Annotated in this window: 20 protein-coding genes and 1 tRNA gene; 11 read left to right on the forward strand and 10 right to left on the reverse strand. The window is 34.1% G+C overall.

What is annotated here, in order from left to right:
* Window positions 1–591 precede the first annotated feature (591 nt).
* A complete protein-coding gene (locus K8089_RS04435) occupies window positions 592–930 on the forward strand; it encodes a hypothetical protein (RefSeq protein ID WP_237602078.1) in 339 nt (112 codons plus the stop codon).
* A gap of 230 nt (window positions 931–1,160) precedes the next feature.
* Here the strand turns inward: K8089_RS04435 and K8089_RS04440 are convergent, their stop codons facing one another.
* Window positions 1,161–4,226, reverse strand: a complete 3,066-nt coding sequence (locus K8089_RS04440; RefSeq protein ID WP_237602079.1) for an AAA family ATPase — start codon at window positions 4,224–4,226, stop codon at window positions 1,161–1,163.
* Entirely contained in the window at window positions 4,223–5,983 is a 1,761-nt protein-coding gene (locus K8089_RS04445) for a hypothetical protein (protein WP_237602080.1), read from the reverse strand. Before K8089_RS04445 ends, K8089_RS04440 begins: the two co-directional genes overlap by 4 nt.
* A gap of 676 nt (window positions 5,984–6,659) precedes the next feature.
* Here K8089_RS04445 and K8089_RS04450 point away from each other — a divergent pair.
* The 8 genes from K8089_RS04450 to K8089_RS04485 all read left to right on the forward strand — a co-directional run bounded on the left by K8089_RS04450 (window position 6,660) and on the right by K8089_RS04485 (window position 16,283).
* Window positions 6,660–7,379, forward strand: coding sequence for a hypothetical protein (locus K8089_RS04450; protein WP_237602081.1), 720 nt, complete (start codon window positions 6,660–6,662; stop codon window positions 7,377–7,379).
* Window positions 7,380–7,753: 374 nt separating this feature from the next.
* On the forward strand, window positions 7,754–8,140 hold the full coding sequence (locus K8089_RS04455; RefSeq protein WP_237602082.1) for a hypothetical protein: 387 nt from the start codon (window positions 7,754–7,756) through the stop codon (window positions 8,138–8,140).
* Window positions 8,130–11,525, forward strand: coding sequence for a hypothetical protein (locus K8089_RS04460; protein WP_237602083.1), 3,396 nt, complete (start codon window positions 8,130–8,132; stop codon window positions 11,523–11,525). Before K8089_RS04455 ends, K8089_RS04460 begins: the two co-directional genes overlap by 11 nt.
* Before the next feature lie 199 nt (window positions 11,526–11,724).
* The gene (locus tag K8089_RS04465; RefSeq protein ID WP_237602084.1) at window positions 11,725–12,285 is read left to right on the forward strand and encodes a helix-turn-helix domain-containing protein; all 561 of its coding nucleotides are present in this window, start codon (window positions 11,725–11,727) and stop codon (window positions 12,283–12,285) included.
* A 24-nt stretch (window positions 12,286–12,309) separates the two neighbouring features.
* Window positions 12,310–13,269: a Mu transposase domain-containing protein gene (locus tag K8089_RS04470; protein WP_237602085.1), complete on the forward strand. Its 960-nt coding sequence runs from the start codon at window positions 12,310–12,312 to the stop codon at window positions 13,267–13,269.
* Window positions 13,270–13,286: 17 nt separating this feature from the next.
* The gene (gene istB, locus K8089_RS04475; protein ID WP_237602086.1) at window positions 13,287–14,018 is read left to right on the forward strand and encodes an IS21-like element helper ATPase IstB; all 732 of its coding nucleotides are present in this window, start codon (window positions 13,287–13,289) and stop codon (window positions 14,016–14,018) included.
* Window positions 14,019–14,236: 218 nt separating this feature from the next.
* Window positions 14,237–15,490, forward strand: a complete 1,254-nt coding sequence (locus K8089_RS04480) for a DUF4427 domain-containing protein (RefSeq protein ID WP_237602087.1) — start codon at window positions 14,237–14,239, stop codon at window positions 15,488–15,490.
* Between the two features lie 361 nt (window positions 15,491–15,851).
* Window positions 15,852–16,283, forward strand: coding sequence for a hypothetical protein (locus K8089_RS04485; RefSeq protein WP_237602088.1), 432 nt, complete (start codon window positions 15,852–15,854; stop codon window positions 16,281–16,283).
* Between the two features lie 326 nt (window positions 16,284–16,609).
* On the opposite strand, the gene K8089_RS04490 is transcribed toward K8089_RS04485, so the two are convergent.
* The 4 genes from K8089_RS04490 to K8089_RS04505 form a co-directional block, all read right to left on the reverse strand.
* Window positions 16,610–17,881 (reverse strand): type II toxin-antitoxin system HipA family toxin, encoded by a 1,272-nt coding sequence (locus K8089_RS04490; protein ID WP_237602089.1) that lies wholly within the window; start codon window positions 17,879–17,881, stop codon window positions 16,610–16,612.
* A gap of 2 nt (window positions 17,882–17,883) precedes the next feature.
* Window positions 17,884–18,147 (reverse strand): helix-turn-helix domain-containing protein, encoded by a 264-nt coding sequence (locus K8089_RS04495; protein ID WP_237602090.1) that lies wholly within the window; start codon window positions 18,145–18,147, stop codon window positions 17,884–17,886.
* Window positions 18,148–18,322: 175 nt separating this feature from the next.
* Window positions 18,323–19,567: a site-specific integrase gene (locus K8089_RS04500; RefSeq protein WP_237602091.1), complete on the reverse strand. Its 1,245-nt coding sequence runs from the start codon at window positions 19,565–19,567 to the stop codon at window positions 18,323–18,325.
* Between the two features lie 210 nt (window positions 19,568–19,777).
* Window positions 19,778–19,854 (reverse strand) — tRNA-Pro (locus tag K8089_RS04505).
* 305 nt (window positions 19,855–20,159) lie between these two features.
* Between K8089_RS04505 and mqo the strand changes: the two genes are divergently transcribed.
* Both mqo and trxB read left to right on the forward strand, forming a co-directional pair.
* Window positions 20,160–21,677, forward strand: coding sequence for a malate dehydrogenase (quinone) (gene mqo / locus K8089_RS04510; RefSeq protein ID WP_338149236.1), 1,518 nt, complete (start codon window positions 20,160–20,162; stop codon window positions 21,675–21,677).
* A 110-nt stretch (window positions 21,678–21,787) separates the two neighbouring features.
* Window positions 21,788–22,750 carry a thioredoxin-disulfide reductase gene (trxB, locus tag K8089_RS04515; RefSeq protein ID WP_237602093.1) on the forward strand — a complete coding sequence of 321 codons (963 nt, stop codon included), beginning with the start codon at window positions 21,788–21,790 and terminating at the stop codon, window positions 22,748–22,750.
* Window positions 22,751–22,813: 63 nt separating this feature from the next.
* Here the strand turns inward: trxB and K8089_RS04520 are convergent, their stop codons facing one another.
* From K8089_RS04520 to K8089_RS04535, 4 genes are all read right to left on the reverse strand, one after another.
* Window positions 22,814–23,242 (reverse strand): hypothetical protein, encoded by a 429-nt coding sequence (locus tag K8089_RS04520; protein ID WP_237602094.1) that lies wholly within the window; start codon window positions 23,240–23,242, stop codon window positions 22,814–22,816.
* 161 nt (window positions 23,243–23,403) lie between these two features.
* On the reverse strand, window positions 23,404–24,117 hold the full coding sequence (locus K8089_RS04525; protein ID WP_237602095.1) for a head GIN domain-containing protein: 714 nt from the start codon (window positions 24,115–24,117) through the stop codon (window positions 23,404–23,406).
* A gap of 67 nt (window positions 24,118–24,184) precedes the next feature.
* Window positions 24,185–25,897, reverse strand: a complete 1,713-nt coding sequence (locus K8089_RS04530; protein WP_237602096.1) for a PspC domain-containing protein — start codon at window positions 25,895–25,897, stop codon at window positions 24,185–24,187.
* The gene (locus K8089_RS04535) at window positions 25,894–26,232 is read right to left on the reverse strand and encodes a PadR family transcriptional regulator (RefSeq protein ID WP_237602097.1); all 339 of its coding nucleotides are present in this window, start codon (window positions 26,230–26,232) and stop codon (window positions 25,894–25,896) included. The genes K8089_RS04530 and K8089_RS04535 overlap by 4 nt, the downstream gene beginning before the upstream one ends.
* Between the last annotated feature and the right edge of the window lie 27 nt (window positions 26,233–26,259).

Raw genomic sequence — 26,259 nt, forward strand, 5'->3', positions numbered from 1 at the left:
AGCTTCCGTTTTTATGTGAAGGGGGTCAGCATCCGCCAGAATGGCAAGCTGAAATTGATAGCCAGTAAAGGGGTCAGCTTAGTCCAGTCTATCCATCGTGAAGCGTGAGACGGTTTACATACCTCTAAATCTCCCTTCAAAGGGAGACTTTTTAATCCTTCTTGAATTCACCATCCTTATTATTCATAAACAAAATCTTTTTGGTTACAAATTAGTTGCGAAGCTTCTTGGTGGAAGAAACAGTTGCCTTGAAAGAAAGTTGAAGGAAGAAAAAGCGACCAAGCCCAATACAAAAGGGCGCGGAACTCAACTTAACGGATTGGGGTACTGGTATACCTTGGAACGATAAGAGAGCCCACGCCCGGGTCGTGAGCAATCTGCCTATCCTCTCGTTCCTAAAATTACCAGTTTTCAATCCGAGAATCAAAGCGAAAGCTTCTAATGTTTTGCTCTTAGAAGAGTCGCAAATTTAGTTTGCAATTAAAATCTAACAAAGATTTTTAGTTGCAAAATTCAAATATAAACAAAAGTAAACATATTTACACATAAATGTTCACTTTTTTACACAAATCATTTTAGAAATTTACATACATGAGCAAGAAAAGTGTACATAGAGGGGATATTTTAAAAAATGCTATTAAAAATAGTGGAATTGCCGTTAAAGTGGCAGCCAATAAAGCTGGTTATTCAAGATCTTCTTATTATAAGCATATTGAACAGGCAAATCTATCTCTTCATATACTAATTCAATATGGAAAAAATTTAGAAATTGATTTTTCGAAAGATATTCCTGGAATTAATAGTATTGATTATACCGAAGCAGGAAGACCCACCACCCTTAAAGAGGCTCTTAAACAAATTGATGTACTAAAAGAAAAATATTACTTATTACTAGAGAAATATAATAAACTTTTAGAAATAAAGAATTAAAGATTTAAGTTATAACCTGTTTCTGTCGGGGCTACGTTATACAAATCTTTATATAAAAAAGCTAACACCAATAATACAAAAACCCAGAGAAAGAAAACTATAATGCAACACCCCATTTAAATACCGAGGGATTGAATGAATTTATGGTAACTGTTTACTTGCAGAATGAATAAGCTGTTTAATTTAATTGCTTTTGATAAAAGGGCTGGGGATAAGAAGAAGTAATATATTTACTTATCCGTCCTTGTTAATTCGAATCTCTTAAAATCTGAATTTAGAAAATCAAATTTTTTCTCAAATAGGTTTGCTATTTTGTTACTGGCTGTGGCAAATATTATTTGTCGGGATTCATTAATTACTATACTTCTTAGGTAATCTAGAAATGACAGAATATTTAAATCGTCGGTATATGTAACGGGGTCATCAAAAATAATAACATTGGGTCCCTTAGCAAGCTTTTTGTTTAAAGCTAAAAATATTGAAAGTGCAAGTGCACTTCTTTGGCCTGTACTAATCTGAGATATTGGCACTTCTGTATCAGTACCTTTTTTATAAAGTACTATTTTATTTGAACCAAACGATAGCCTAGAGAATTCCTTTGGAGAGTGAATGCTTGTAAATATTTCGCTTATTTCATTCTCATTTTTCTTAAAGAAACTACCAAGAACTTTTTCTTCACTATCCTCAACAAGAATTTCATTCAGGATTTTTAAAGCTGATTTTGCCCTTTCCTTTTTAGGTAGCAAATTTTCAATTTTCACTTCAGCTTCTTTAATTAGTTTATTTGCAAGGTTTAACTGTTCAAACTTAACTTTTTGTTCTTTAAAGCTTTCAAAAGTTTTATTCAAGCGTTCTAAGCTATGTCTTATCTCAATAATAAAATCTTCAAAAGAAAAATCTATATAGGTCTTAAGTTTTGAAAAGTAGTCACAATAAGATTGATATTCTCTTATTTCAAAATCAATTTCTTCAATATATCTCTCACTATTATATTTATCATTCAATAATTCTTGGGTTTGACCTTCAAGCTTAGCTAATTGTTCTTTTTCTATTTCGATTTTCTTCCTATCATTATCAATATTTTTCTCTATTTCATTTTTTAAAGTTTCATAGCCTGACTTGTTTTCTGCTTTAAATATTAAGTCACTATACTTGGATGTTATACTATCTTTAAGCCTTAGAAAATCATCTAAATCATAACCTCCTAACTTTAGGTCTAAAGATAGGCTCTTTAGTTCATCCAATTTAGTTTTTGACTCATCAAGTTGAGATGATTCATTATTCAACAGGATTTTTATTTCTGATAATTTAGTCTCCAACTCATCTTCGATATAATAACTTTTGAGCAGTTCTTCGTAGTCTTTTAATTGATTTAGCTTGCGAGTTATTTTAGATATCTCATCTTCAAGTTGACTTATATTTTTATTGAATATTTCAATACTTTTTGCACTTTCTTTATCTTCGTATTTTGTTTGCACCTTAGCCTTGAGTTCTTCTTTAGTATGTGGTGTTTCACATAGAGGACAAGCATCTATTTCTTCTTTAGCTTCAACATATTCTCGTCCATAGTATTTAATATCTACCATTAGAGATTTTATTTTGTCTAAAGCATTCTTTAAAACCTTAAGTTGTTTTCGACTTCGCTCTAATTCTGCATTCTTTGAAATTAAAATTTCATTCTGACTTTTACGTAACTCTTTTATAGTAAAATAGCTAGAGTTAATATCAGTAATTTCAAGTGCTGCAATCTCAGCTAAAAATTTTTCTGTTTTGGTAAGTGTCCTTTCTAATGTTTTTATTTCTTCATCTATTGTCTCAATTCTAAAAGATTTGGCATCACTAAAATAGTGAAGAGCATTATTGATGAGTTTTAAATCACCTTCCTTGTCAATAATACTATTCTGGTGAACTTTTATTTTATCATTAAATCCTTTTTTTTTAATTGCTTGATTCTGCAATTCATATTTAAGAGTCTCAAGATTAGATAGTTTTTTTAAAGCATCAGATTCTTTGACTACCTTTGAGTGTACAATAGAGCTAAGAAGAGAATAAGCGGTACTGTAATCTTCCTCGAATTTCTTTGTTTCATCATCTAAAGTTTTAGGAAGAAATCCAGACCATTTTAAATCTTTGGCTTCGGTTAAATATTTTTGAAATATTGCATCTGGATCAGAAATTTTTTTAAGCCTTTCCTTTTGTTTATTCGCTTCATCCTTGAGTTCTTCCTCACGCAAAATATTGTTATTGAACTTATCTAGCTCTTTTGAAATTCTATCTCTAAAACCAATAATCCTATCTCTTATTGCTCCGAATTCTGTACCTAATGCAATGGCCGTAAGATATGAAGTTAGCTCATTACTACTAGCATTATTAGAAAGATGATAAGCGCTATCACTATTATAAAAATTGTATCTATTGAAACTGTGATGTAAGGTATTGAATCTTTGTTTAGTATAGGAAGTATTATACCAATAGTAATTTCTAGCCTTAAATTTTGGGATAGAATTGACATAGGAATCGGGCTGTTCATCTAAATTTACACCGTACTTCGCCTTTATAGCTCCTGGTGGAGGGAAATTATTCTCATTTCTAACGTTATTTCCGGTTATCACCAATTCAATTGCTTCCATTAAGGATGTCTTTCCGACACCATTAGGACCAGTAATCAAATTCACTTTGCCAAAATCAAAATTTCGTTTTTCAGGAAAATCTCGATAATCATCATTTAAACCTAATGATAATACTTCATCCAAAATAAAATCTTGCGTCTCGTCCGGTTTGGAATCTATTGGCTGTAGCTCTTCTACTTTCTTAGATTTATTATCCAGATAACGAGGTACAGCATCAGTATAATTTTCATTACTGAATACTTCCTGTAAATCAGCTTCTATTAATTGAGCTTTCCATTTTTCAACTACATTTTCTTCAGCAACAGAAGTTGCCTTTTCGTAATTTAGATAATCCTTTAATTCATTTAATGTAAATACAAATTTTCTAGCATAAGTTTCATCTTTTTCTATATCCCTTTTTATTTCAATAGGCAGCTTATCTCTAAGAAAAATTAGATAATAATTCCATTGAAGATTTCCTTCTGAATTAAAATAGTCTTTTGACAAATATTTCTCTTGAAAATCATTCAGATTAATATCTTGGTTTTCGTAATCAATATCAAAGACATATTTTGCAATCATATTATCTTTATATCTCTGACTTAGATATAACTGCATTCCATTTTCACTATTGCTTGTTATAGTGAAATCTGATGGAAGTATTTCTTGAATGTTTTCTGTTGTCATTCTTTAGTTATTGATGTAAGGTTGGTCTTTTCTGCTGATGTATATTTTGGAACATCAGTAGCTTCATTAGCATAGTTATTTGCAATCATATTTGGTTTATACCATACTACAATTCTCTTATTGCCTAAATCCTCTGCAGGAAACAATTTTGTGAGGTTATGCAAAATTTGTTGCGCATCAGCTTTTGATTTATGGCCTATAAATGCAACAGTTGCAATTTGATTATCATTACTAACCAAATTATATTTATAATTCATCCCATTTTTGTTTAAGAACATAACTTCTGTACAATTATTCTTAAAAGATGCTATGATGTCAGGAAATAAATCTGGCCTTTTCAATACATTAAGATTTAGATCTTCAACTTTTCCAATTTGTGAAGTACGATAATCTTTACCCTCTACGTCAAAAGTTACTGTATATCTTTTTATAGACTCGCTGTCCTCTAATAGAAAACTTTTGAGCCTATTCACTGTATGCCAATTTGAACCAGGTTTAAGCTTTGAAAGTTCACCAGTTGTTAGCGCAATTAAGCGTTCTTTATCTAAAATATTTACATCTTCACTTTTCAAATTGGAACTTTGTATTTGTATACTATCTATAAAATCCTGAAAACCATCACTGGTATTAGATGATGGCACAAAAGTTTCCAATTCTTGATCATAAGTGTAAATTTCCTCTAACTCTGGCCCTCTTCTTCGATTAGCTGGCAATGGTGTCAGTCCTACCGATGGTTTACGTAGTCTCAAATAAAAGAATTCAACCTCTGGAGTAAAATAAAAATTGTGCCTACTTGGTTTCGTATATACGTAATAAAGGCCTTTCTTATGATTATCATCAATTCGTTTTTCCTCTATATAACTATCATTAACAATATGCTCAGTGGTAATTGAAATATTTGATTTACAATATTGTGTGAAAAAATTTGGAAAGCCAGACGCACTACCTTCAGAGCTCCAGTTTAAAGAAATCACGTCTTTATTGGATCGCTCCAAAATGTTACGTCTAAAATTTCGGAATACACTGTGGCTTGGTTGCGGATTCATTTGTATACTAAGAATTATAAATGGTCTTGTATCCCAAAACCCTGCTGCATTCGGAAAAATTTCTGCACCATTAAAAACCATTGCATCTGAACAAATTACAGTTGCTAGATTTATAGAATCCTCAGAATTACGAAGTATATATAAATGTTCTCCTGGAATCATTTTTTGTTGTTCCAAATTATCATTCCAAACACCCATATGTTGAGTTTTAAACTGAATTAAAACTATCAATCTTTCTTGTCCATCTGAATTATTGGCTTTGAAAATATAAACGCAAGGGTCTAACAAGACACCACCTGGCGCATTATCAATATCGTCATTATATATTACCTCTATATTATTAATGCCATTATAGTTTTCCTGAAATCCAGCAACTTCTGCTGGTGTTATAGATTCACATCCTAGAACCCATAATTTATTTGTACTAGGAAGTCTATTGGCGTCATCTAAAATATGCCTAACACTAGCCCAAGGGCAGGAATATTCAGGGGTTATAACCAAAGAGGAATTATTAGCTTTTGCTATGGATAAAAAGCTATTGAATTTTACGCTTTCAACTTGACTATCTTGATTACCAAAAAAATTATCATCGAAATGAAATATGCCCTTATTCTGTAACATTGAAATACTATACAAATTAGTATCACGCCTTAATATTTCTAAATCAATAGAGTAGTGTTCAAGTATTTGGTCAATAAACGTGTAAATCATTAATTCTATAGCATTTCAAAATATATTAACTTTAGCAATACCATTCCTAATGTCTTTTCATTGAGAGAAGTCGGTCTAGTAAATAATAGGGAAACAAAACTGTATAAATAGGTATTTCAAATATAAAAAATTAACAAGTAAATCATTAATTTTTTATGAAATAACCCTTTCATTGGTTAAGAGTGCCAACATATCCATCGACTCTTCCTCTACCCAAGAGTCGTTTTTGATTATGTCATTAATAGTTATTTGTTGAGGTTCGGACAAATCATCTCTGTTAAGCCCAGAAAAATCTTTTTTACGCCACTACTATTTTGATGGGTCGAATCAACGGGTAAATCACCGTCTCCTGAAACACGCGTACACCGTGGTGATTTTGGCTTAGATTGGAGATGAAGCGATTTTCGGTTGACAATTGTAATTAGATAATTGGATTTTGCCTAAAGCTTATAGCTTATTTATGTTGCAAATTTTTTATATTTGGTATTCTCCCCTTTGCCCTCCGTAGCTTTATGTGTAGGAGGGATGAAAATGTACGCTGTTACGGTTTTCCGTAATAGAGATATTTATGCTTTATTTATATTTGAATTTATAATAATCTTGTTGCTCACTTGTGCTAATATGCCTACTAGGCATGTTGTTTATAGAGATGTTGGAACAAGCTGAATAAAAACAAATGACAGAACAACAAGAATCATTTTTAAGTAATACAACAGCAATTATTTCCTTAATAATTGGAGGATTGGGATTTATATCTGCGATTGGAACTTTAATATTTACAACAAGAAATAATAATCGGAATTACAAATTACAAGACGATAAAAATGAACGAGAAAAATCAAAAGCTTATAATCGAGTTTTAGGTAATTTTTTGAAAGTTTACCATTCTTATATCAAGCACAAACATTTGCTTAACGAAAATGGAATTGAAAATATTCCTGATTCCGCACTTGAACAGATTATTGAGAAAATTGATAACTTCGAACACGAAATAAAAAAATTCAGAATTGTAATAGATAATGAATCAGAAATAATCCCTGAATTGACAATTCAATTACACGAAATAATGGATTTGTTAGGTCGATTTGAGATAATGTCCGAACAGTTTAAAAATAATGCCCTCGATTTAAATTTACAAAAGAATAAGTTAGTTCTTAAAAGAGCTTTTGTTTTTTCAATTAAGGATTTATTAGACGATTATTTTGAGGACTTAATAAATGATCTCTCAAAAAAAGCCGAAATTTCCAACGAATTTAAAGACCATCTTGCGGAATTTAATTCCGACGAAACAATTGGAAGGAATATAAAATTACAACAAAAACTAACGGAGAGAATGTTAGTTTCTTTATCAAAACAATTAGGTAGAGAAGTAACAATTAAAGAACTATTTAACTGATAAAACCAGTGGCCAACAAAGATTTGAGTTGATAAACAATTCTTTTAAGTTCAATTTAAACACAAATTTCTAAAAATTGGGCCCACACAACTTTTGCAATAGCAATGCCAGAGACATTTAAAACTGTTTAATTCCTTATATTTAAAATCCTCCCCCATTATATCTCTCGACTCACGATTTTAAAAAGAATTTATTAAAAAATATTTTCCCAATAGTATAACCTAGCCACGCATGAACAGCATAATAATTAGGAAAATGTATTTTAATATGCAGAAAAAATTTCAATAACTAAGGAATCTTTAATTATAATACCAGTTATTGTATAAATATATATTATATAATATATATTTAGATTCATTTAAAAGCAATTAATTATGGCACTTATAACTTCAGCTATGCTTAGTACATTAGCAATGTCCTTGGCGAGTAAAGGTCTTGAAAACCTTGCAGAAAATACAGGAAAATCGATATCCCAAGGAGCAATAGACTGGGCAAAATCTTTATTTTACAAAGATGGAGAACCCAAAAAAGCTCTAAAGGAGCTTCAAGAAAATCCTTCAGATGAGAGGAAACTTGAAATAGTAAAATCTATTTTGGAAAATTCTATTGAAGCAAATTCTGCAAACTTAAATCATTTTAAAGAAATTATTTCAAGACTGCCCAAATCCGATATTAATATAGAGGGTAGTAAAAATGTAAATATGGGTAATGTTGATACTAATGGCGGTGATTTTAGAATAGGGGATAATTATGGGGGGTAATACCAATGCTGGTGCTGTAAATACTAATGGTGGCTCATTTCAAGTAGGGGACACTTACAATATTCAAATCCAAGGCCTTGAATTGTTGCTACAAGACTATAAAGCGCAATTCCAGGATATAAAATCGCTAATTGATGAGTTTAAGCCAGAGACTGCATTAAAACAATTGAGAAATCTCTTGTCAAGGATTCCAGATAAACTAAAGGATAATCCAGAAATAAAAAGTAAAATTCTTTTTTTAAGAGCGACTTGTAAAAGAGAATTGCAACAATTTGATATCCAAGAAACCGCAAAAGAATTTGTTCAAGCATATATATTAAATTCTTCCGACAATGAATTAAAAGAGAAAGCTGGAATAGAATATTTGAATCTGCAAGAAACACAAAAAGCGGATATAATAGCTCAAGAAATTCTTAAAGAAGATGAATTTAATATTGTGGCTTGGTTAGTAAGACTCCATAATGCTAATGATTTAAGAAAAGCTATAGACGAAACGCCACAAACTGTCAAGGATGAATATGTTTTTAAAATTAATGTCGCAAATTATATTTTGCGAAAACATGCGTTGGGGGTAGAAGTGGGAATCGATAATTTTCCCTTTAAAATTGAATACGATAAATATGATAAAGTAACGTTTTCAAATCGACAATTATGGGCGATTACAATGGATTTAATTATCAGTGAAATTTTTGGTGATTACCCAATTCGTTTTCTTGCCGGCAAGGAAAATCCAGTCATATCACATCCTTTAGTGAAAAAACTTATGCCATTACTTGAGAAGTATGTTAAAACTTTAGAAAACACCGAACTTTCAAAGGCAATTTGGCATCATCAATACTTTTATTATTATTTCGATTTTTTTCTAAAGAAAGACAGATCTCGATTACATAATTTGAAGAATTTATATACTTCAATTCCCAAAGAAAATTGGTTCTACACATTAACCTACGTACAAGCATTAGTTGTAAATTCTGAATTTGAAATTGCATTATCAAGTTTGATTGAATATGAAGATTCACAAGAAGTGGTCAGCGAGTTTCATCTTGTCAAAGCAGCGATTCTGTTTTTCTTGAGAAAGACCGATGAAATTCGAGGAGTGTTTAACGATTATCTTGTTAATATTGAAATTATTGATGAGAAAAATGGATTCAATATTTTGAATTCTTTTTTTAATGTTTTACATAAGTCAATAGATTTAGAATTTTTCTTAGAGGATATAGAAAAGGTAAAATCCAAATACTTTAAATCAGAAAATCTCAAAAGGATTTTTTTAATAAGCTGCGAAACAAGGTATTTGGAAGTTTCAGAGGAGCGAGAGAAAATAATAGTGAAGGAATTGAAAGAACTTGAACGTGCTGATGATTTAGACCAAAACTATAAAAGCTTAATAGCTGAATCATACCAGTCTATTGGTCATATAAATCAGGCAATAGAATATTTATCAGGATTTGTAGATAAAGACAAACCTTCACAAGAATTAGTGATGTACGCTTCTATCTTATACAGGAGTTTGTTGAGTAATGAGAAAGCGGGAGAAGGCAAGTATTCTGAATTGTTGGGTATACTTAAAAATTTAAGAACAAATCTTCAGTATGTTGATGAAGAATTGTTGCGTATAGAGCATACATTGTATTCATTTACAAATAATTGGGGCGAGGTTAAAAACATTGGGAAACTACTTAAAGAAATAGACCCTGCAAATGAAGAATACCTTATAGCCTATATCAATACGCTTGAAAATTTAGAATCCTATGATGAAATAAAAAATGAAGTTAGCTTATTTCCTAATAATTTTAATGATGAAACGATTGCATTGGCTCTTGCGGTAATTTTACTTCGAAACGATATTGAGATTGATTATGCTTTTACTATCCTGTACAACTTAGCATTAAGTAAATCCAATATTCAAGCAAGAAAGGAATATTTTGGTCTCTCTATAAAATATAGCGATAGGTTTTTTGAAAAATATGACAAGGTAGAAGTCGGCGTATGGGTGAGGTATAGGGTTAATAATGAGGATTTAGATGAGGTTTTTGTTGATTCCAATGAGGGTTTTAAAGGTAGGTTTATCGATAAAAAAGTAGGTGATAAATTTACTGATACAAATGCTTTGGACATGTCTATTCACTCAGTAGAGGTTGTAGAGATCTATAATGATGCACTCAAATTACTTAGGAATATACAGGAAGAAATTAAGAACCCACTTAATCAATTGGGTTTTAAAATGATGGAATTTCCATCGGATAAAGATGGTTTAAAAGACTTTCTTATTAAGAACTTCGGGGTCAGAGGTACAGAAGAACAAGAATACAAAGAAAAAGGACTTCAAGACTATTATAACTCCCGTATTGGTTTTTCTGAAGTTTCTAAAATGGTGTTTAATGGCAACCTTGTTAACGCTTATTTGTATCTAACAGGTCACAATACAGCAAAGTTTACAACTCTACCATTATTAGCAACTAATCCTATAAACACTGCCGCGAATGAAGTGTACGGGTTGGATGTGACTACAGTAATTTTATTTTATCAACTTGCCAAAAAATTAAATTTCCAATTTCAACGTAAATTCACTATCTCTCATTACACAAAAAAAATCTTCTCAATTGGATTAAAGGAAGCCGCAAGCTCACCAGAAGACGGTCTCACAGCTCAGATTACTTTAAAAGGAGTTAATGTCTTTCCAATGCCTGATAAATATTCTAAAATTAGTTTTTATAAAGAAATTTTAGAGTGGATCGATGAAAATTGTTCCATTGATAAAGTAGAAGAAAAACTTGACATTGCATTTAGGTTAAAACAAGAGGGTAAAGAAAGTGATACAATGTTTAGCTACCTTGTAGATAATATGTTTTTGGCCAGTAGAAAGGACTTTAGGCTAATTACAAGCGATTCGTCCTTATATCTTTTAAAAAAAGAAAACGCTACGCAAATCAATCAATGGTTACTTAGTCCAGAAAAATATTTAAACGTTTATCACAGGGATAATTGCAGTACTGAATTTTATAGTTTTTTATTGCAAAATAATTATTCTGGTATTGGTATAAGCTTAGATGTTTTAAAAAACGAATTTTTTCAATTGCTCGTAGGAAAAGACAATTATTATATAATGGCTTTACACAACTTGCAATACTCACTACATAATAATAAATTCTGCATTCCGATTTGTGCAAAATTTTTAAAGGTTATTTATCTTACATCTGCGATTACCACAGAAAACAAAAATAGATATGCTTTAGATGTTATTAGAAATTTTATGTTTGGTATGGGGGAAAATGAAATCAATTTGCTTGGAGGTATTCTATTTTCGGAATTTAAATTAATGGGAGTATATCTTACCGAAGTGATGAATCTTTACAAAACGGTTGTTGAGTTGTATCATAAGTAAATTTTGATCCTTAATTGCAATAATCATTCTCTTATTAAGATATAGGGGTGCAAAAAACGGGCATAGTATACCACCCACAGCGGATTAATGTGAGCATAGCGCGGCGGGTGAAAGTGAACCACCTGGAGCGGGTGAAAGTGAACCACTAAAAATCGATTCTATTTGTAACGCTTTAAATATCTTTTTAAAAAAAGATATTATGGCCAACAAGCAAATAGATATGCGAAAAATAAAACAGGTTTTCAAACTTTACAGTGAGGGCGTCAGTAAGCGTAAAATAAGCCTTCAGCTAGGATTATCACGCAATACCATCACTAAATATATCGATTTCTTTAATCGGTACCATCTGACAAGCTATGAAGTGTCCGCGATGACACTCGAGGAACTGAACAGGCTCCTTAAGACCGACCAAAAGGGCAAGAGCCAACAGCTCTTGACCCTAGAGAAGTACTTTCCCTCCTTTGACAAGGAACTGCGCAAAACGGGCGTGACCAAGGAACTGCTCTGGCAAGAATACTTTGCCAAGCACCCAGATGGCTACAGGCTTTCCCAGTTCAGGTATTGGTACAGGGAATGGGTAAAGGAAGTATCCCCGGTCATGCACTTCACACATAAGGCCGGCGATAAACTTTTCATTGATTTTACGGGCAAGAAGCTTTCCATTGTAGATCGCTATACGGGGGAGATACAGGAACTGGAGGTCTTTGTCTGCGTACTGGGCAGTAGCCAATACACGTATGTTGAGGCCTGTGAGAGCTAAAAGAAAGAGGACTTCATAGGCTGTGTGGAAAACGCTCTCTGGTTCTATGGCGGCGTACCACAGGCCCTGGTGCCCGATAACCTAAGGGCGGCGGTCACCAAGAGCAGCCGTTATGAGCCCAAGGTAAACGAGACCTTTGTAGATTTTGCCGAGCACTATGAAACGGCGGTACTTCCCACCAGGGCCTACAGGCCCAGGGACAAGGCCATCGTTGAGAACGCAGTGCGCATAATATACACCCGTGTCTTTGCGCCATTGCGTAACCAGACCTTCCATACCAAGGCCGCCCTGAACAAGGCCATACTGGAGCTTCTAAAAATCCATAACAGTACATCTTTTAGGGGACGTGAATATTCCCGCCATTCGTTATTCGAAGAGATTGAAAAGCACCAGCTCAGGCCCTTGCCCGCCCAGCGCTATGAGATCAAACGCTACGCCAATGCGACGGTCCATAAAAATAGCCATATTTATTTTAGCAAGGACAAGCACTATTATAGCCTGCCCTATCAGCATATAGGCAAGCGCGTAAAAGTGGTCTACTCAGATAGCGAAATAGAGATCTACTGCCAGCACGAACTGCTTACGGTCCATCCAAGGGCAAGACAGAAATATGGATACAGCACAATAAAGGAACATATGCCCTCCCACCACCGCTTTATCAGCGAGTGGAGCAGTGAAAAGTTCATTGCCTGGGCGTCGCAGATAGGTGTCCACTGCAAGTTGCTGATCATCCATATACTGGAAAAGAAACAACATCCCGAGCAATCCTATAAATCGTGCCTGGGCATATTGCACCTCACCAAAAAGGTAGGCAATACCCGGCTGGACAATGCCTGTAAGCGCGCCCTGGATTATGGCGCGTACAATTATAACATCATAGAGCGTATCCTTAAAAATGGATGGGACACCCTAGATGAGGGCACCGAGGAACAGACCAATATCCCGCACCATGATAACATCAGGGGGAGCCATTATTATAAATAAATTAAAACCAAAAAACTATGAACACACAGACATTGGAACACATGAAACAGTTAAGGCTATACGGTATGCACAGGGCCTTTGACAGCAGTCTTTCGCCACAGAGCATAACCTATACCGGAGATGAACTCGTAGCATATCTCATCCAAAGTGAATGGGATGACCGCCAAAACCGAAAAATAGAGCGGATGACAAAGGCCGCACGCTTTAGGTACAGTGCGGTAATGGAGGCCATAGATTTTGACGCCTCGAGAGCACTGGACAAAAACCAGATACAGCGCTTTGCGAGCTGTGATTTTATACGGCAAAAACAGAACATACTTATTACGGGAAGTACCGGTGCCGGAAAAAGCTATATGGCATCGGCCATTGGGCACCAGGCCTGTTCATTGGGATTTAAGGTTATGTACTACAATACCAACAAACTCTTTACCATGCTCAAGACATCAAAAGCAGATGGGTCTTATTTAAAGCAGATCAATAAACTGGAAAAACAGGATCTCCTCATTTTGGATGACTTTGGCCTTAATGCCCTGGATGCCCTGAACAGACATTCCTTTATGGAAATCATTGAGGACCGACATGGTGAGCACAGTATAATTATAGCCTCCCAATTACCAGTGGAAGCCTGGCATGAAATCATAGGGGAACAGACCATTGCAGATGCCATTTTGGACCGTCTTGTACATAATGCGCACAGAATAGATATCAAAGGGGAATCGATGCGCAAAAAAATGAAAAATAAATATTAAATTTAACCACAAATGAATCGATTTTGAGCACTTACTTTGCTATGCTCACTTTCATCCGCCGCAAGTGGCTCACTTTGTCCGCCCTATCCAATAGGGGTACAAAATAAAAGTAGTTTATTTTCTAAAACTAGCGCTTACCTTGCCAGATTGGAAGTTAAAGGGAAATAATGTAGCGGATATAAACAAGTTGGGCTTAATTTAAAAATCTTTTCGAATTAATGAAAAATACAAAAAGATATGACTTATCAGATAGGTTAATTCACTTTTTTAGAGAGGTTGATACTCATAGTAAAGATTATGTTATTTTTCCTGAAAACTGGGGATTCGATCATATAGCAGAAGACAATGTATATAATCCCTTCTTTTTATTAAGAGCTGCAATAAGACATAATAAAATTTTTGCAACTTGGTCAATAAGAAATAATAATCGGACTATTTATGGAAATAGGCCTGCAATTTGTTTTACTGAAATGCCATTGGCTGCTTTTCTGGAAACTTCATCTAAAAGAGAAAAGCAAGGACAAGCTATTAGTTCTTATGGTTTATCCTTTCTAAAATCAGAATTATATAAAATTGGGGCTAGACCTGTAATTTATGGGTTGAGCACTAACGAACTGAACATTTATAAAACAAAAAAAGGTGAAAGAATGATTGATCAATCTGTTTTACCAATGATTGAACAGTATAGATATGTAACATATAATCCATCATCATTCAAAAAAATCGATTGGACACACGAAAGAGAATGGAGATACCCATATAATAAAAGTTTAATAGATTTTGAGAAAGAGTTGGAGGAATATGGAATCGTCTCAGAAGTTGAAGATTTTCCAGGATTAGAAATATTAGAAGAAGGGATTTCAGATATTGGAGTTATAGTTAAAACGGAAATGGAAGCCAAATTAATTTTATGCGATATTTTAGTAATATTTGACAGAAATGGTCATTCGCCATTTAAATTCATTTTTTATACAGAACAAATTGAAAAAATCAAATCAATTTTAGAGCCTAGCCAAGAAAGAAAAGAGATAATTAAGAGTACAATTGATTTGTCTGTTTACATAAATCCAGATGAAGAAAGGGACAATAAAATTTACAAACTTTTTACTTTATTGGTAAAAGAAGTTGAAAACAATTACCAAGAAATTGAACGAGGCGAATTTGGGGGTTGTTGGTTATGGATTTACGATAGTCTTAGTGATTTATCAAGAGCGCTAATTAATAAGGAAAGAATTGAAATAAATAGGGAAGGAAAATACCTTTGTTTCCCCTATGAATTCTCAGATTCTCGTAGTCTATTTCAAAGAGAAGATATGACTAAAGAATTAGCCAAAAAAGTTAAAAATACATTTGGTGTTGATTGTGGATACTATTCAGTTTTGAATTCTGATGATTATAATGATGTGCCTTTTTATTGCAGTCAGGATTATGAAAAATATGAAGACAGGCTAATTAACAAACTAAAAAACTAAGCCCACAACACCCGTAACCCCTGCACACATCCTTAATTTTTAAAAACCGAACAAATATAACCCGCTTTGTGAGGCTTTGTTTTTTGGGTAACTTCTACAAATGAAATAGATAGCGGTTGTATTTATTAAAAAACTTTATATTTGGTATTCTCCCCAATTTAAAAACCCACTCTTATGGTTTTCCGTAATGGGTGGGTTTGTTTTTGTTTTATATTTGGAAACTACACAAAGAAAAAATTTTATAACTTATGATTGACCAGCTCGATTGGAGGTATAAACCTAATAAAGTTGGGAGTATAAATAAGTTGGCAAACATATTTAACTGACAGAAACGTTTCTTTAGGTATAACAAAATTAAATTATGAGCAACTCTTTTTTTATTATGACTGATGAGGAGGTTGATAAAATTATCAATAAAATAAAGTCACACATTCACGACGATAATAACGGATATTGTAGGGTTGGCTGGGCAATGAAGAAGGTGCTTGGTAAAGACATAGTTTATGGAGATAAAGAACAAGTTTTAAAGAAAGTAAGGATAACAGCATTAATCACCCAATCAGGTGAGTATAAAGCCGATCCTTCAATAAAGGAATATACTGATTGGGACATAAAGCCAAATGCTGATTTCATTAAATCTCAACTTGAGATAAAACTTGCGAAATCTAACTTGAAAGCAAACAAATTGAATTTTAAAAATTCTCGGCTTAACAATAGAGCAACAGTGATTAATGTAATTGTGGGATTGTTAAATTTTATTCTGCTTTTTTATCAATTATTTTTCAATGATTGACTTTAGCAGAATTAAATACGTTAGCCAACAAGGGTAACCGTTGCACAATCCCTAATTTAAAAAAAAAAGATCCGTATAAGCCGCTTTACGCAGCTTTCTTTTTTGGGTATCTTCTAAAAATGAGATAGATAGCGGTTCTATTAATCAAAAACCTTTATATTTGGTATTCTCCCCGGTTTTTTTCAATTATCAATGAACAATTAGCATGAACAATTATCAATGAACAATTGGAAATTGGATTGTTAGATTTTAGCTTAAGGTGTATTGCGTATTTAGTTGTAAAGATTATTCTATTTAGTATTCTCTCAAATTAAAAATACTATCTTTTATATTATCTGTAAAAACTCTTTTTCAATAGCTTTACTAACTCTTTTTGGTATATCCAAATTTGTGGTAATATCTTTCCAATCAACTATTATAGCTTGAACCTCATTGATAATGCCTTTGGGGTTTTTTATGGCATGTGTTTCAACAATGGTCATTATATCTGCCAAGGCAATGTTGTTTCGTTTATTGTTTATAGACAATGCTCTGGCAATATTTGTGTAATTGAGATTGATGTTTAAAGGATATGTTAGGTCATAAGCCGGAGCCAAATTCCAGGAATCTGTATTTTTATTATATATAAAACTGTGGTTTTTTAAGTGATCGTCAATATTCGCAAATACGATATTGAACACCATTCTTTTAAACAGTTCTTGAATGTCCTTATAGGGCACTTGAAGATCCAACGCCAGTTTGAAGATGTTTTCGTAACTAGCATTTTCAGGTTTTTTAAAATCCCATCCCGTTAGGCCGGAAGCCGTTAAAACGTGTTGTTTCTCTCCATATTGTCTATCATAACGCAGGGTTGCGAAATGCTTGTTTTCTATCAATTTTGAAGGCATCATTTGGATTCCAGCCTTTTGTGCCATCAAATAGTAGGCGTATTCTATTTTTTCTTTATTGTACTCTTTTTCGTCTTCCCCATTGAGACAGAGTTTTACCAAATAATGATTGTAATCATTGCTATATTCCATATCGCCAGGAATAATAGCTCCAGTTTTTTTATCTTCCGAAATTAGGATTTTAGGTCTGGCTCCCCCGGCAGAGGTACCAATTTTAAAAATGTTCAACAGGGCAAGATCACTCAATTCTTTTCCTGCAGTTTCATTTTTTAAATCCAACACTTTATTTAATATTTGAACTATTTCGGTTATATCTATGGTTGTTGATTTTGGTATTTCAGCCACCGGGCGATATTCTAAAGCTCCCATTCCTCTATTAGAAACATAGGTTAATTGTTCCAAGGGAGTGATTTTTTGAAACTCCTTATTCTTAGCTTCAAACCATTCCTTGAAAATAATATTACCAAACATATCAGGTAGGGAATCTGCAATCATAGGAGGGAGGCCTCGAAACGTTTCGCCTTCAAAATTTGTGAACAGCTGAACCGGTTTTATACGTTTGAAGATATATGGAAAAATATTTGTGTATTGATTGGACTCCAAGAAGTCTGGATTGTACTGAAAATAGGAAGTCCGTTTGTCTACATCATAGCCCATTTTGCCTATTTCCAGCCCGAACAAAATGACTTCTATGAGATTATTTTTAGCCATTCTTAATATAATGAGTTTATATCATTAGTGTTTTCCAAGTCTTTTAATGCTTGATATAATTTTTCTAACAAATTGAAATGATTGGCAATTTTAAGCACTGTATCTAGGGTTGCATTTTTACCATTTTCAAATTTCTGAATGGTATAGCGCGAGAGGCCTAGTTCTTGTGCAAGGTCTTCCTGGGATATTTTGTATCTCTGTCTTTGCTGTTTACAAAGCTCACCGAGCTGTACTTTTACTTCCCGAATTGTAACTGCGTCAATCATTATATGGTTTATTATAATACACAAATATAATAAAAAACTAATAAATGTTTATTATAATAAACACTTTACTTTATTGTTAATATATTAAGGTTTGGCAAAAAATGAAATATTTGCCAAATATTAATAGCATTGGGGTGCAAAAGTTGGCAGATACTATTTTATAAACAATTTTAACTTATCCTGTTTTATTTTTAGATAATTCTTGTTTTTGTAGTACACTCCTGAGATTACCGATATCATCACTAATTCTCTTTTCAAGAACCCTAGCATAAACCTGTGTAGTGGATAACTTAGAGTGGCCTAAAAGTTTTGAGACGGTTTCGATAGGCACGCCATTGCTTAGTGTAACCGTGGTGGCGAATGTATGCCGGGCACAATGAAAAGAAAGGCTTTTGTTTATTTTTAATTGTACCATAATCTCTTTTAAATAGGAATTAAGCTTTTGATTTGAAAATACTGGTAAGAGTCTATCTTGTGATTTCATTTCGTTTTTATATTTTTCGATAATCTGTTCTGCTATACTTAAGATTGGAATTTTTACTGTTTGGTCGGTTTTTTGGCGAGAGGTGTAGATCCAATCATTTCCGTCAATACCTTTCACGATATTGGCTTTCTTTAGGTTTTTTACATCTATGTAAGATAGGCCAGTGTAACAGGCAAAGATGAATATATCCCTGGTTTTGTTTAAATAACTCTTTTCTGAATGGAATTTTAAAATTTTCTCTATTTCAGGCTGAGTTAAGAAGTGGCGCTCCGTTTTGATGAATTTTAGGGAGAATTTTGCGAATGGGTCGCGCTCAATCCATTCTAATCTCAGCGCTAGATTAAGGAGTTTTTTTAGTCTTTCCAGATGCTTCATTACACCGTTATTGGTCAAGGGTCTTGATTGTAATTGAGCTACATTTTTTCTAAGGAAATTTTCAAAATCAATGATAAAGGCATAGTTGAGGTGTTCCAGATAAATGTCTTCGGTTTTACGTTCGATCTGGAGGAATCTCTTTATGTATGTTTCGGTAGTGAAATAGTTTTTTAAAGTCCCATGTTTTAATACGGATTTCATATTTAAGTTATGATACGCGCTCAACTGGAGTAAGGTTTTATTAATATCATCTTCGCCTAGATAACGAGCTTTAACCGATAGGGGTGTGATTAGTTTTTTTTCTTTTAGAAGCTCACGATAGGCTTCATTGATATCAACATAAACTTGGTCTAAGTACTTATTGATTTGGAAAGCTTCAATACTTGAGCCTTTTAATCTTGATTTTGTTTCATCCCACAGGGTAGTGGTAAATTTTCGTTTTAGGCTGAAGAGGGTTCTTTTGCCATTTGTAGTTATTCGAACGTACAAAGGTGATTTTCCTTTGGATTCTTTTTCGAATCTTGGTAAGAACATTACCGAAAAGGTAACCGAATTTCTCATGATATTTCCGTTTTCAAGTTGAACAAATGTTTGAAAACGAAGGTCAAATCAGGGCTTCCGCATTTTTAGGTTTTAAAAAAAGGGTAACCGATTAGGTATCATTTATAATGATTTTATATCAAAATTAAGCATTTTCTCTTATGGCCTAAAAAAGATAAAACCCTGTAAATCATAGGATTTACAGGGTTTTGGTGTCAATTGGTTTTGACTTGGTCGGGATGACAAGATTTGAACTTGCGACCCCACGCCCCCCAGACGTGTACGCTACCAGGCTGCGCTACATCCCGATTGATGTTTTTAATAGTGCTTTTCGATTAAGCACAACTGGTAATTTTATTTCGAGAACCTTCAAGTAGCGCAGTTTATACTGAGCCTGTCGAAGTGCTACATCCCGATTGATGTTTTTAATAGTGCTTTTCGATTAAGCACAACTGGTAATTCAAGATTAAATTTTGAAGGGCAAAAATAATCAATTAATCAGGTTTGGCAAATTCATTTTAATCAAATACTATTATATTTTCAAAAGCAATTTGCAGTTTTTAATCAGTATTAATAATACTTTAAGGGTCAAGCTTTTTGCGATTGTGTAATTTTGAATAAAGTCCAAGACATTATGAAAGCAAAATCAGCCTTCAGTAAAGAATACAATTTAATTTGTGTAGGAGGTGGCATAATGAGCGCCACTCTAGCGCTTATGCTTAAACTAATTGATTCTTCTCAAAAAATTTTAATTTTAGAGCGGCTAGAAGATGTTGCACTCGAAAGCTCAGCGGCCTGGAATAACGCTGGCACCGGTCACTCTGCATTTTGCGAACTCAACTATTCTCCCCAGCAAAAGAATGGAAATATAGATGTTTCAAAAGCAATTCAAATATGTACACAATTTGAACAATCAAAACAGTTTTGGGCATATCTGGTAGAAAATAATTTCATTGAAAACGCGAAAGAATTTATTCACCCTGTACCGCACCACAGTTTTGTTAAAGGCGAAGAAAATGTAGCGTTTTTACGAAAGCGATATTCCGAAATGAAAAAACATATAATGTTTCAGGAAATGCAGTTTTCCGAAGACCCAGAAACACTCGCCAAATGGTTTCCAATTATAATGGCCGATAGAGTAGATTCCGAAAGCGTTGCTGCCACTAGAATGGAATTGGGAACTGAAATTAATTTTGAGAAACTTACACATTTAATTTTTAAAATTCTTGAAGAGAAATTCGATACTCCAGTTTATACAAATTTTGAAGTTGAAGACATTGACCCAACAGACGGTGTAGACTGGTTGGTAGAAATAAAAAATCTTGAAACTAAAGAGAAAATAAATTGCGATGCCGAGCACGTTTTTATTGGAGCCGGTGGTGGCGCACTCTCCCTGTTACAAAAAGTAGAGATCCACGAAAAGGATGGTTATGGAGGTTTCCCTGTAAGCGGTCAATGGCTTATTTGTAACAATAGAGAAACAATAGAACAACATCACGCCAAAGTTTATGGAAAAGCGGGCGTTGATGCACCACCCATGAGTGTGCCTCATTTAGACACTCGTTATATTGATGGAAAACGCGAGCTCTTGTTTGGACCATTTGCGGGGTTTAGCACTAAATTTTTAAAGGAAGGTTCGTATTTAGATCTTTTTAAAAGTATAAAATGGGACAATATACCTGCTATGTGGGGTGTGTTTTGGCACAATATTCCGCTAACCACATATTTGGTGAAGCAAATACGAATGACTCATGAAGACCGAATGAATGAATTGCGCAAATTTGTGAAGAATGCCAAAAGCGAAGATTGGGATTTAAGAATTGCGGGACAACGCGTTCAAATTATTAAAAGAGATGAAGAGGAAGGTGGTACTTTAGAATTTGGCACCGAAGTTGTTCACAGCAAAAAGGGAAGAATTACTGCGTTACTCGGCGCGTCTCCGGGAGCCTCTACTGCGGTTCATATTATGATTGGTTTACTTCATGATGCTTTTCCAGAAAAAGCAAAGACTAAAACGTGGCAGCAAAAATTTTCTGAAATGATTCCGTTTTGGAATAAAGAAATTGAAGACAACCCCTTTGAATTTGAAAAAGTGCGAAAAAAATGCGCGCACTTATTACAAATAAATTAGCTTAATAATTAATATTAATGACTTGATTATAAATCTTCATAACTTTTAGAATGGCATTCTTTTGAAAGTTGCTATTTTTGCAATTCGAAAAAACTATTGAAAATTATATCATGAGCGAAACTATTGAAAGAATAAAGTGCCTTATTATTGGCTCAGGACCAGCAGGATATACTGCTGCTATTTACGCTGCACGTGCAGATTTAAAACCTGTTGTGTACACGGGAATGGAACCCGGAGGACAATTAACGACTACTACCGAGGTGGACAATTTTCCAGGCTACCCCGACGGAATTGACGGCCCAACAATGATGGTACAGTTGCAGCAACAAGCCGAACGTTTTGGAACAGAAGTGCGTATTGGTATGGTTACCAACGTTGAGTTTAGCGATGTAGTTGGCGGAATCCATAAAATTACCGTTGATAATAGTACAACCCTAGAAGCAGAAACTGTTATTATTTCTACTGGAGCCACAGCAAAATACCTAGGTATTCCCAGCGAGCAAAAATTACGCGGAGGTGGCGTATCTGCTTGTGCAGTTTGCGACGGTTTCTTCTACAAAGGACAAGACGTAGCAATTGTTGGGGCAGGAGATACTGCTGCAGAAGAAGCTACATATCTTTCAAATATTTGTAACAAAGTTACAATGCTTGTACGTAAAGATTATATGCGCGCTTCAAAAGCAATGCAGCACCGTGTAAATAATACCAAAAATTTGGAAGTGCTTTACAATACAGAAGTGGATGAGGTTATTGGTGATACGGTAGTTGAAGGGCTAAGAATGGTAAACAATCAAACAGGTGAAAAAAAAGAGATTGAAATAACAGGTTTGTTTATTGCAATTGGTCACAAACCAAATACTGATATTTTCAAAGGTCAGTTAGATATGGATGAAACGGGTTACGTAATTACCCAAGGTAAATCTACAAAAACCAATAAACCCGGTATATTTGCGAGCGGCGACGTTCAAGATAAAGAATATCGTCAAGCGGTTACGGCAGCGGGAACCGGTTGTATGGCAGCGTTGGATGCCGAACGTTATTTGGCTACTATTGAAACCGAAGTTACTGCGTAACCAACCATAAATTATTAAAAAAAGCCGCTGATGAAGCGGCTTTTTCTGTTAACAATAAATTGGTTATAGTTTCGTAAACGTCAACAATTCAATATCGCCATCGCCGCCACTAATGTCTGAAAGTTCAATTTTCACATTGCTTACAGAAACAATTTCCCAATCATCATTAATTTCATCGAAAGGAGTCATTTCACTAAACTGAAGCACCAACTCTTCACTACTGGAAGAATTGTCGTAAGCCCATGTTCCGTTTTCAGTAAAAAGATCGGTTTGCGCGATTACAGTACCGTCTTGGTTAAAAGTGAATTCAATACTTTCAAAAGCAGAAGTATGGTCTGATTCGCCTTCAATTAATTTACTTATCATCCAATCACCTTGTGGCAATACGGTTTTTATATCTTCAAATTCGGTTGTGTTTGCATTTCCCGAATCGTCGTCAGAACTGCATGATGCAAATACAACTATTGCTAATAATACTAGTATTCTTTTCATAATATTTTTTATTTTTTTTGTTTGCCTTAAAGATGAAATATTAATAAAGAAAACCTCTTAAAATTATTATAAATGGCAAAAGACCTAACAGAGTTTTAGGAAACTGTTAAGCCTTTTTAGCATTTTGAGAGCTATTTCAAAAAATAAGAATGTCGATAGCTTTACATTTTGTTTACACTCCCAGAGCTGCTTTTATTTGAATTTACCGATGTGGGGTTGCCATAGTAGTTAATTTCGCCTCCACTGCTCGCATTGGTTTCTAAAGTTTCTTTCACATTGACAGTTACTTCTGCTCCGCTGGAAGCTTCGGCTTTACAATTTACAATCAAAAGATTTTTAGCATTTATTTCGCTTCCGCTGGAGGCGTCTGCATTTAAGGAAGTTGCTTTTCCTAAAATTTCCAAATCTGAACCGCTGCTGCTTTTTGCTGTTAAATCCTGTGCAAAAACTTCAACTTTTAATTCTGAGCCACTGCTGCTTCTAAGCCTTAAATTCTGACTTTTTATAACTGAATTTCCAATAACTTCAGCACCGCTGCTGGCTTCAATATTGGTTAGTTCAGTATAAGTAACGTGTACTTTTTTCGATTTTGATCGGCCAATGTTTTGCGAGGTTTTTATGTGCAGTTTGCCATCTTCAATATCGGTTTCAATATACTGTAATAGGTTTTCATCAGCTTCTACTACAATTTTGTTTTCAGCTCCTTGGGTTAGGTAGACTTCCAAACCCGTACTTCCACGCACTTCGGTAAAATCTGCCGTTACTTCGCGTTCTTCGGTAACAACGTTTCCGTTGCCATTTTCTCCTATATTAAAATTACATGCAGTAAGCAATAGTGTCACGCCTATTGCGAAAATAAAACTTGTTGCTTTCATATTCTTTGTTTTGGTTATTAGTTTAAGGAAAAATAAATTATTCTTTTACTAGTAAATTATTGATGTTTTAGTTTTCAAAACCAGCATTTACTTTTTCTTCCCACGTATTTTCCTGAATAGTCTGAATGCTATCGGTACTTTTTTCGGGGTTTAATGCTTCCAAAGAGTCTGTTTTTTCAGTGGATTTTATTATTTCTTTGCAATCCAAACACGCTACTTCGTTTTTTAAAATTCTGAAGTAATGCGCCTGATTGTCCCAATCGTTTAATTTTTTAAAATTTGAATTGTAACTGTAATATGAAGTTGTGTTTTCTTCGGAATAAACAACAGTTCCCACAGGTACATAAATTGTTACTTCAATTTGCTGATCGCGGTATTTATTTGACGTATCTGTAATGAAAAACCCGTCGAGTATTAAATTATTATTATCATAATTATAGCTGTATTCAATAGCTTCAGCGCGTTTTTTAGCATCGAGATTGTTGTTTCCTTCAGCAGCTTTTTCAATAACAATTTTGCCTATAGAATCTTTCGTAGATTTAACAAGGAGCGATATATTAGTTGAATAAATAACTCTTTTGTCGTCTTTGTTGTATTTTAATTCTAAACCACCATCTCGTCTCACGTCGTAGCTAAACTGCTTGTCGGCACGCATATTAATGTGTAACGTATCTCCGGTGCGAACGGCTAGGGTTTGTTCTTCAATATAATTTCCGTCGTATGCTTGTTCAGTAGCTTGTTTTATACCTAAAACGGCCAAGCCAATAACCGATAATGCCCAAACCACAATTAGTAATATTTTTACTGTGGGGCTCATTGATTTAAGGTTACTAATTAAGAGTTTTAAGCCTAGAATAAATAATGCGAAAAACGGTATTCCAATAGCGAAAAGGCCTAATAGGGCTAATAGCCAAATAGGAACATTTGTAACATCAACCATTGCAAAATTATCTACAATTGTATTATTACCCCAAAAATCGATGGAGCCGAAGGTGAAAAACCCTACTACCAATCCAATTATTGTTGAAAGTGAAACTATAATTATAAGTACGCCAATAAATTTTGCAAACACCATAAATAGTGTTTTAATTACGTTTCCCAAGCCGTCAAAAAAACTTGAAGTTCCAGATTTAACATCTTTTTCGAATTTGTTGTAATCTGCGTTTTTTACTTTATCTGCCACCGTGTTGAAACCTTCCTTAAATTTTCGTTCAATGTTCGAAATATTTATGGGTTCCCCCGTCATTTTCAGCTTATCTGAAGTTGTAAGTGCTGGAGGAACCAGCACCCACAATATAATATATACCAAAATAGGCGATCCGAATCCAGCAAATACCAGAAGTATCCAAATAAGTCGAACCCAGATAGCATCGATACCAAAATAGTGTCCTAATCCAGACGATACCCCAGAGATGTACTTGTTATCAACATCTCTAAAAAGCTGTTTGTGTCTTGCATTTCCGCGCGATTTTGCGTAGGTTTTTGAAGTAGGCGGAACATCCTCAAAAATTTCGTCGTCAACTTCGTAATCTTCGGGCTGGCCCATAACTGCAATAACTTGGTCTAGCGTTATAAGTGTAACCACTTGCGTTGGGCTTTCAATCTTTTCGGAAAAAAGTTCGGCAATACGCGCTTCAATATCCTGCATTATTTCTTCGCTTCCGTGGGCGCCTTTAAGCGATTTTCGAATGGCGTCCAGATAGCGCGAAAGTTTTCCAAAGGCATCTTCGTCTATATGAAATGAAGTGCCTGCCAAATTTATGTTTACTGTCTTGTTCATTTTGTATTTTTTTCGCTGGTTACAATGGTTACGGCCTGTTGCAATTCGTTCCAGGTACCGTTCAATTCTGTTAAAAATAGTCTGCCCTTTTCGGTAAGTTCATAATACTTGCGTGGTGGTCCGCCGGTAGATTCTTCCCAACGGTAAGAAAGCAATCCCGCATTTTTTAGCCTTGTGAGCAGCGGGTAAATGGTGCCTTCCACGACAAGCATTTTTGCGTCTTTAAGCGTTTCAAGAATGTCTGACGTGTATGCCTCACCATCTTTTAAAACGGAAAGGATGCAGAACTCTAAAACTCCTTTTCGCATCTGTGCTTTTGTGTTTTCGATTTTCATTTGTCTTAAATTGTTTTTTTAACGATC

This window comes from Aequorivita vitellina (assembly GCF_022008365.1).
Classification (GTDB): Bacteria; Bacteroidota; Bacteroidia; order Flavobacteriales; family Flavobacteriaceae; genus Aequorivita; species Aequorivita vitellina.

Coding starts and splice junctions, on each gene's coding strand:
- K8089_RS04435 (WP_237602078.1), top strand. CDS start 592: ATGAGCAAGAAAAGTGTACATAGAGGGGATATTTTAAAAAATGCTATT.
- K8089_RS04440 (WP_237602079.1), bottom strand. CDS start 4,226: ATGACAACAGAAAACATTCAAGAAATACTTCCATCAGATTTCACTATA.
- K8089_RS04445 (WP_237602080.1), bottom strand. CDS start 5,983: ATGATTTACACGTTTATTGACCAAATACTTGAACACTACTCTATTGAT.
- K8089_RS04450 (WP_237602081.1), top strand. CDS start 6,660: ATGACAGAACAACAAGAATCATTTTTAAGTAATACAACAGCAATTATT.
- K8089_RS04455 (WP_237602082.1), top strand. CDS start 7,754: ATGGCACTTATAACTTCAGCTATGCTTAGTACATTAGCAATGTCCTTG.
- K8089_RS04460 (WP_237602083.1), top strand. CDS start 8,130: ATGGGGGGTAATACCAATGCTGGTGCTGTAAATACTAATGGTGGCTCA.
- K8089_RS04465 (WP_237602084.1), top strand. CDS start 11,725: ATGGCCAACAAGCAAATAGATATGCGAAAAATAAAACAGGTTTTCAAA.
- istB (WP_237602086.1), top strand. CDS start 13,287: ATGAACACACAGACATTGGAACACATGAAACAGTTAAGGCTATACGGT.
- K8089_RS04480 (WP_237602087.1), top strand. CDS start 14,237: ATGAAAAATACAAAAAGATATGACTTATCAGATAGGTTAATTCACTTT.
- K8089_RS04485 (WP_237602088.1), top strand. CDS start 15,852: ATGAGCAACTCTTTTTTTATTATGACTGATGAGGAGGTTGATAAAATT.
- K8089_RS04490 (WP_237602089.1), bottom strand. CDS start 17,881: ATGGCTAAAAATAATCTCATAGAAGTCATTTTGTTCGGGCTGGAAATA.
- K8089_RS04495 (WP_237602090.1), bottom strand. CDS start 18,147: ATGATTGACGCAGTTACAATTCGGGAAGTAAAAGTACAGCTCGGTGAG.
- K8089_RS04500 (WP_237602091.1), bottom strand. CDS start 19,567: ATGAGAAATTCGGTTACCTTTTCGGTAATGTTCTTACCAAGATTCGAA.
- trxB (WP_237602093.1), top strand. CDS start 21,788: ATGAGCGAAACTATTGAAAGAATAAAGTGCCTTATTATTGGCTCAGGA.
- K8089_RS04520 (WP_237602094.1), bottom strand. CDS start 23,242: ATGAAAAGAATACTAGTATTATTAGCAATAGTTGTATTTGCATCATGC.
- K8089_RS04525 (WP_237602095.1), bottom strand. CDS start 24,117: ATGAAAGCAACAAGTTTTATTTTCGCAATAGGCGTGACACTATTGCTT.
- K8089_RS04530 (WP_237602096.1), bottom strand. CDS start 25,897: ATGAACAAGACAGTAAACATAAATTTGGCAGGCACTTCATTTCATATA.
- K8089_RS04535 (WP_237602097.1), bottom strand. CDS start 26,232: ATGAAAATCGAAAACACAAAAGCACAGATGCGAAAAGGAGTTTTAGAG.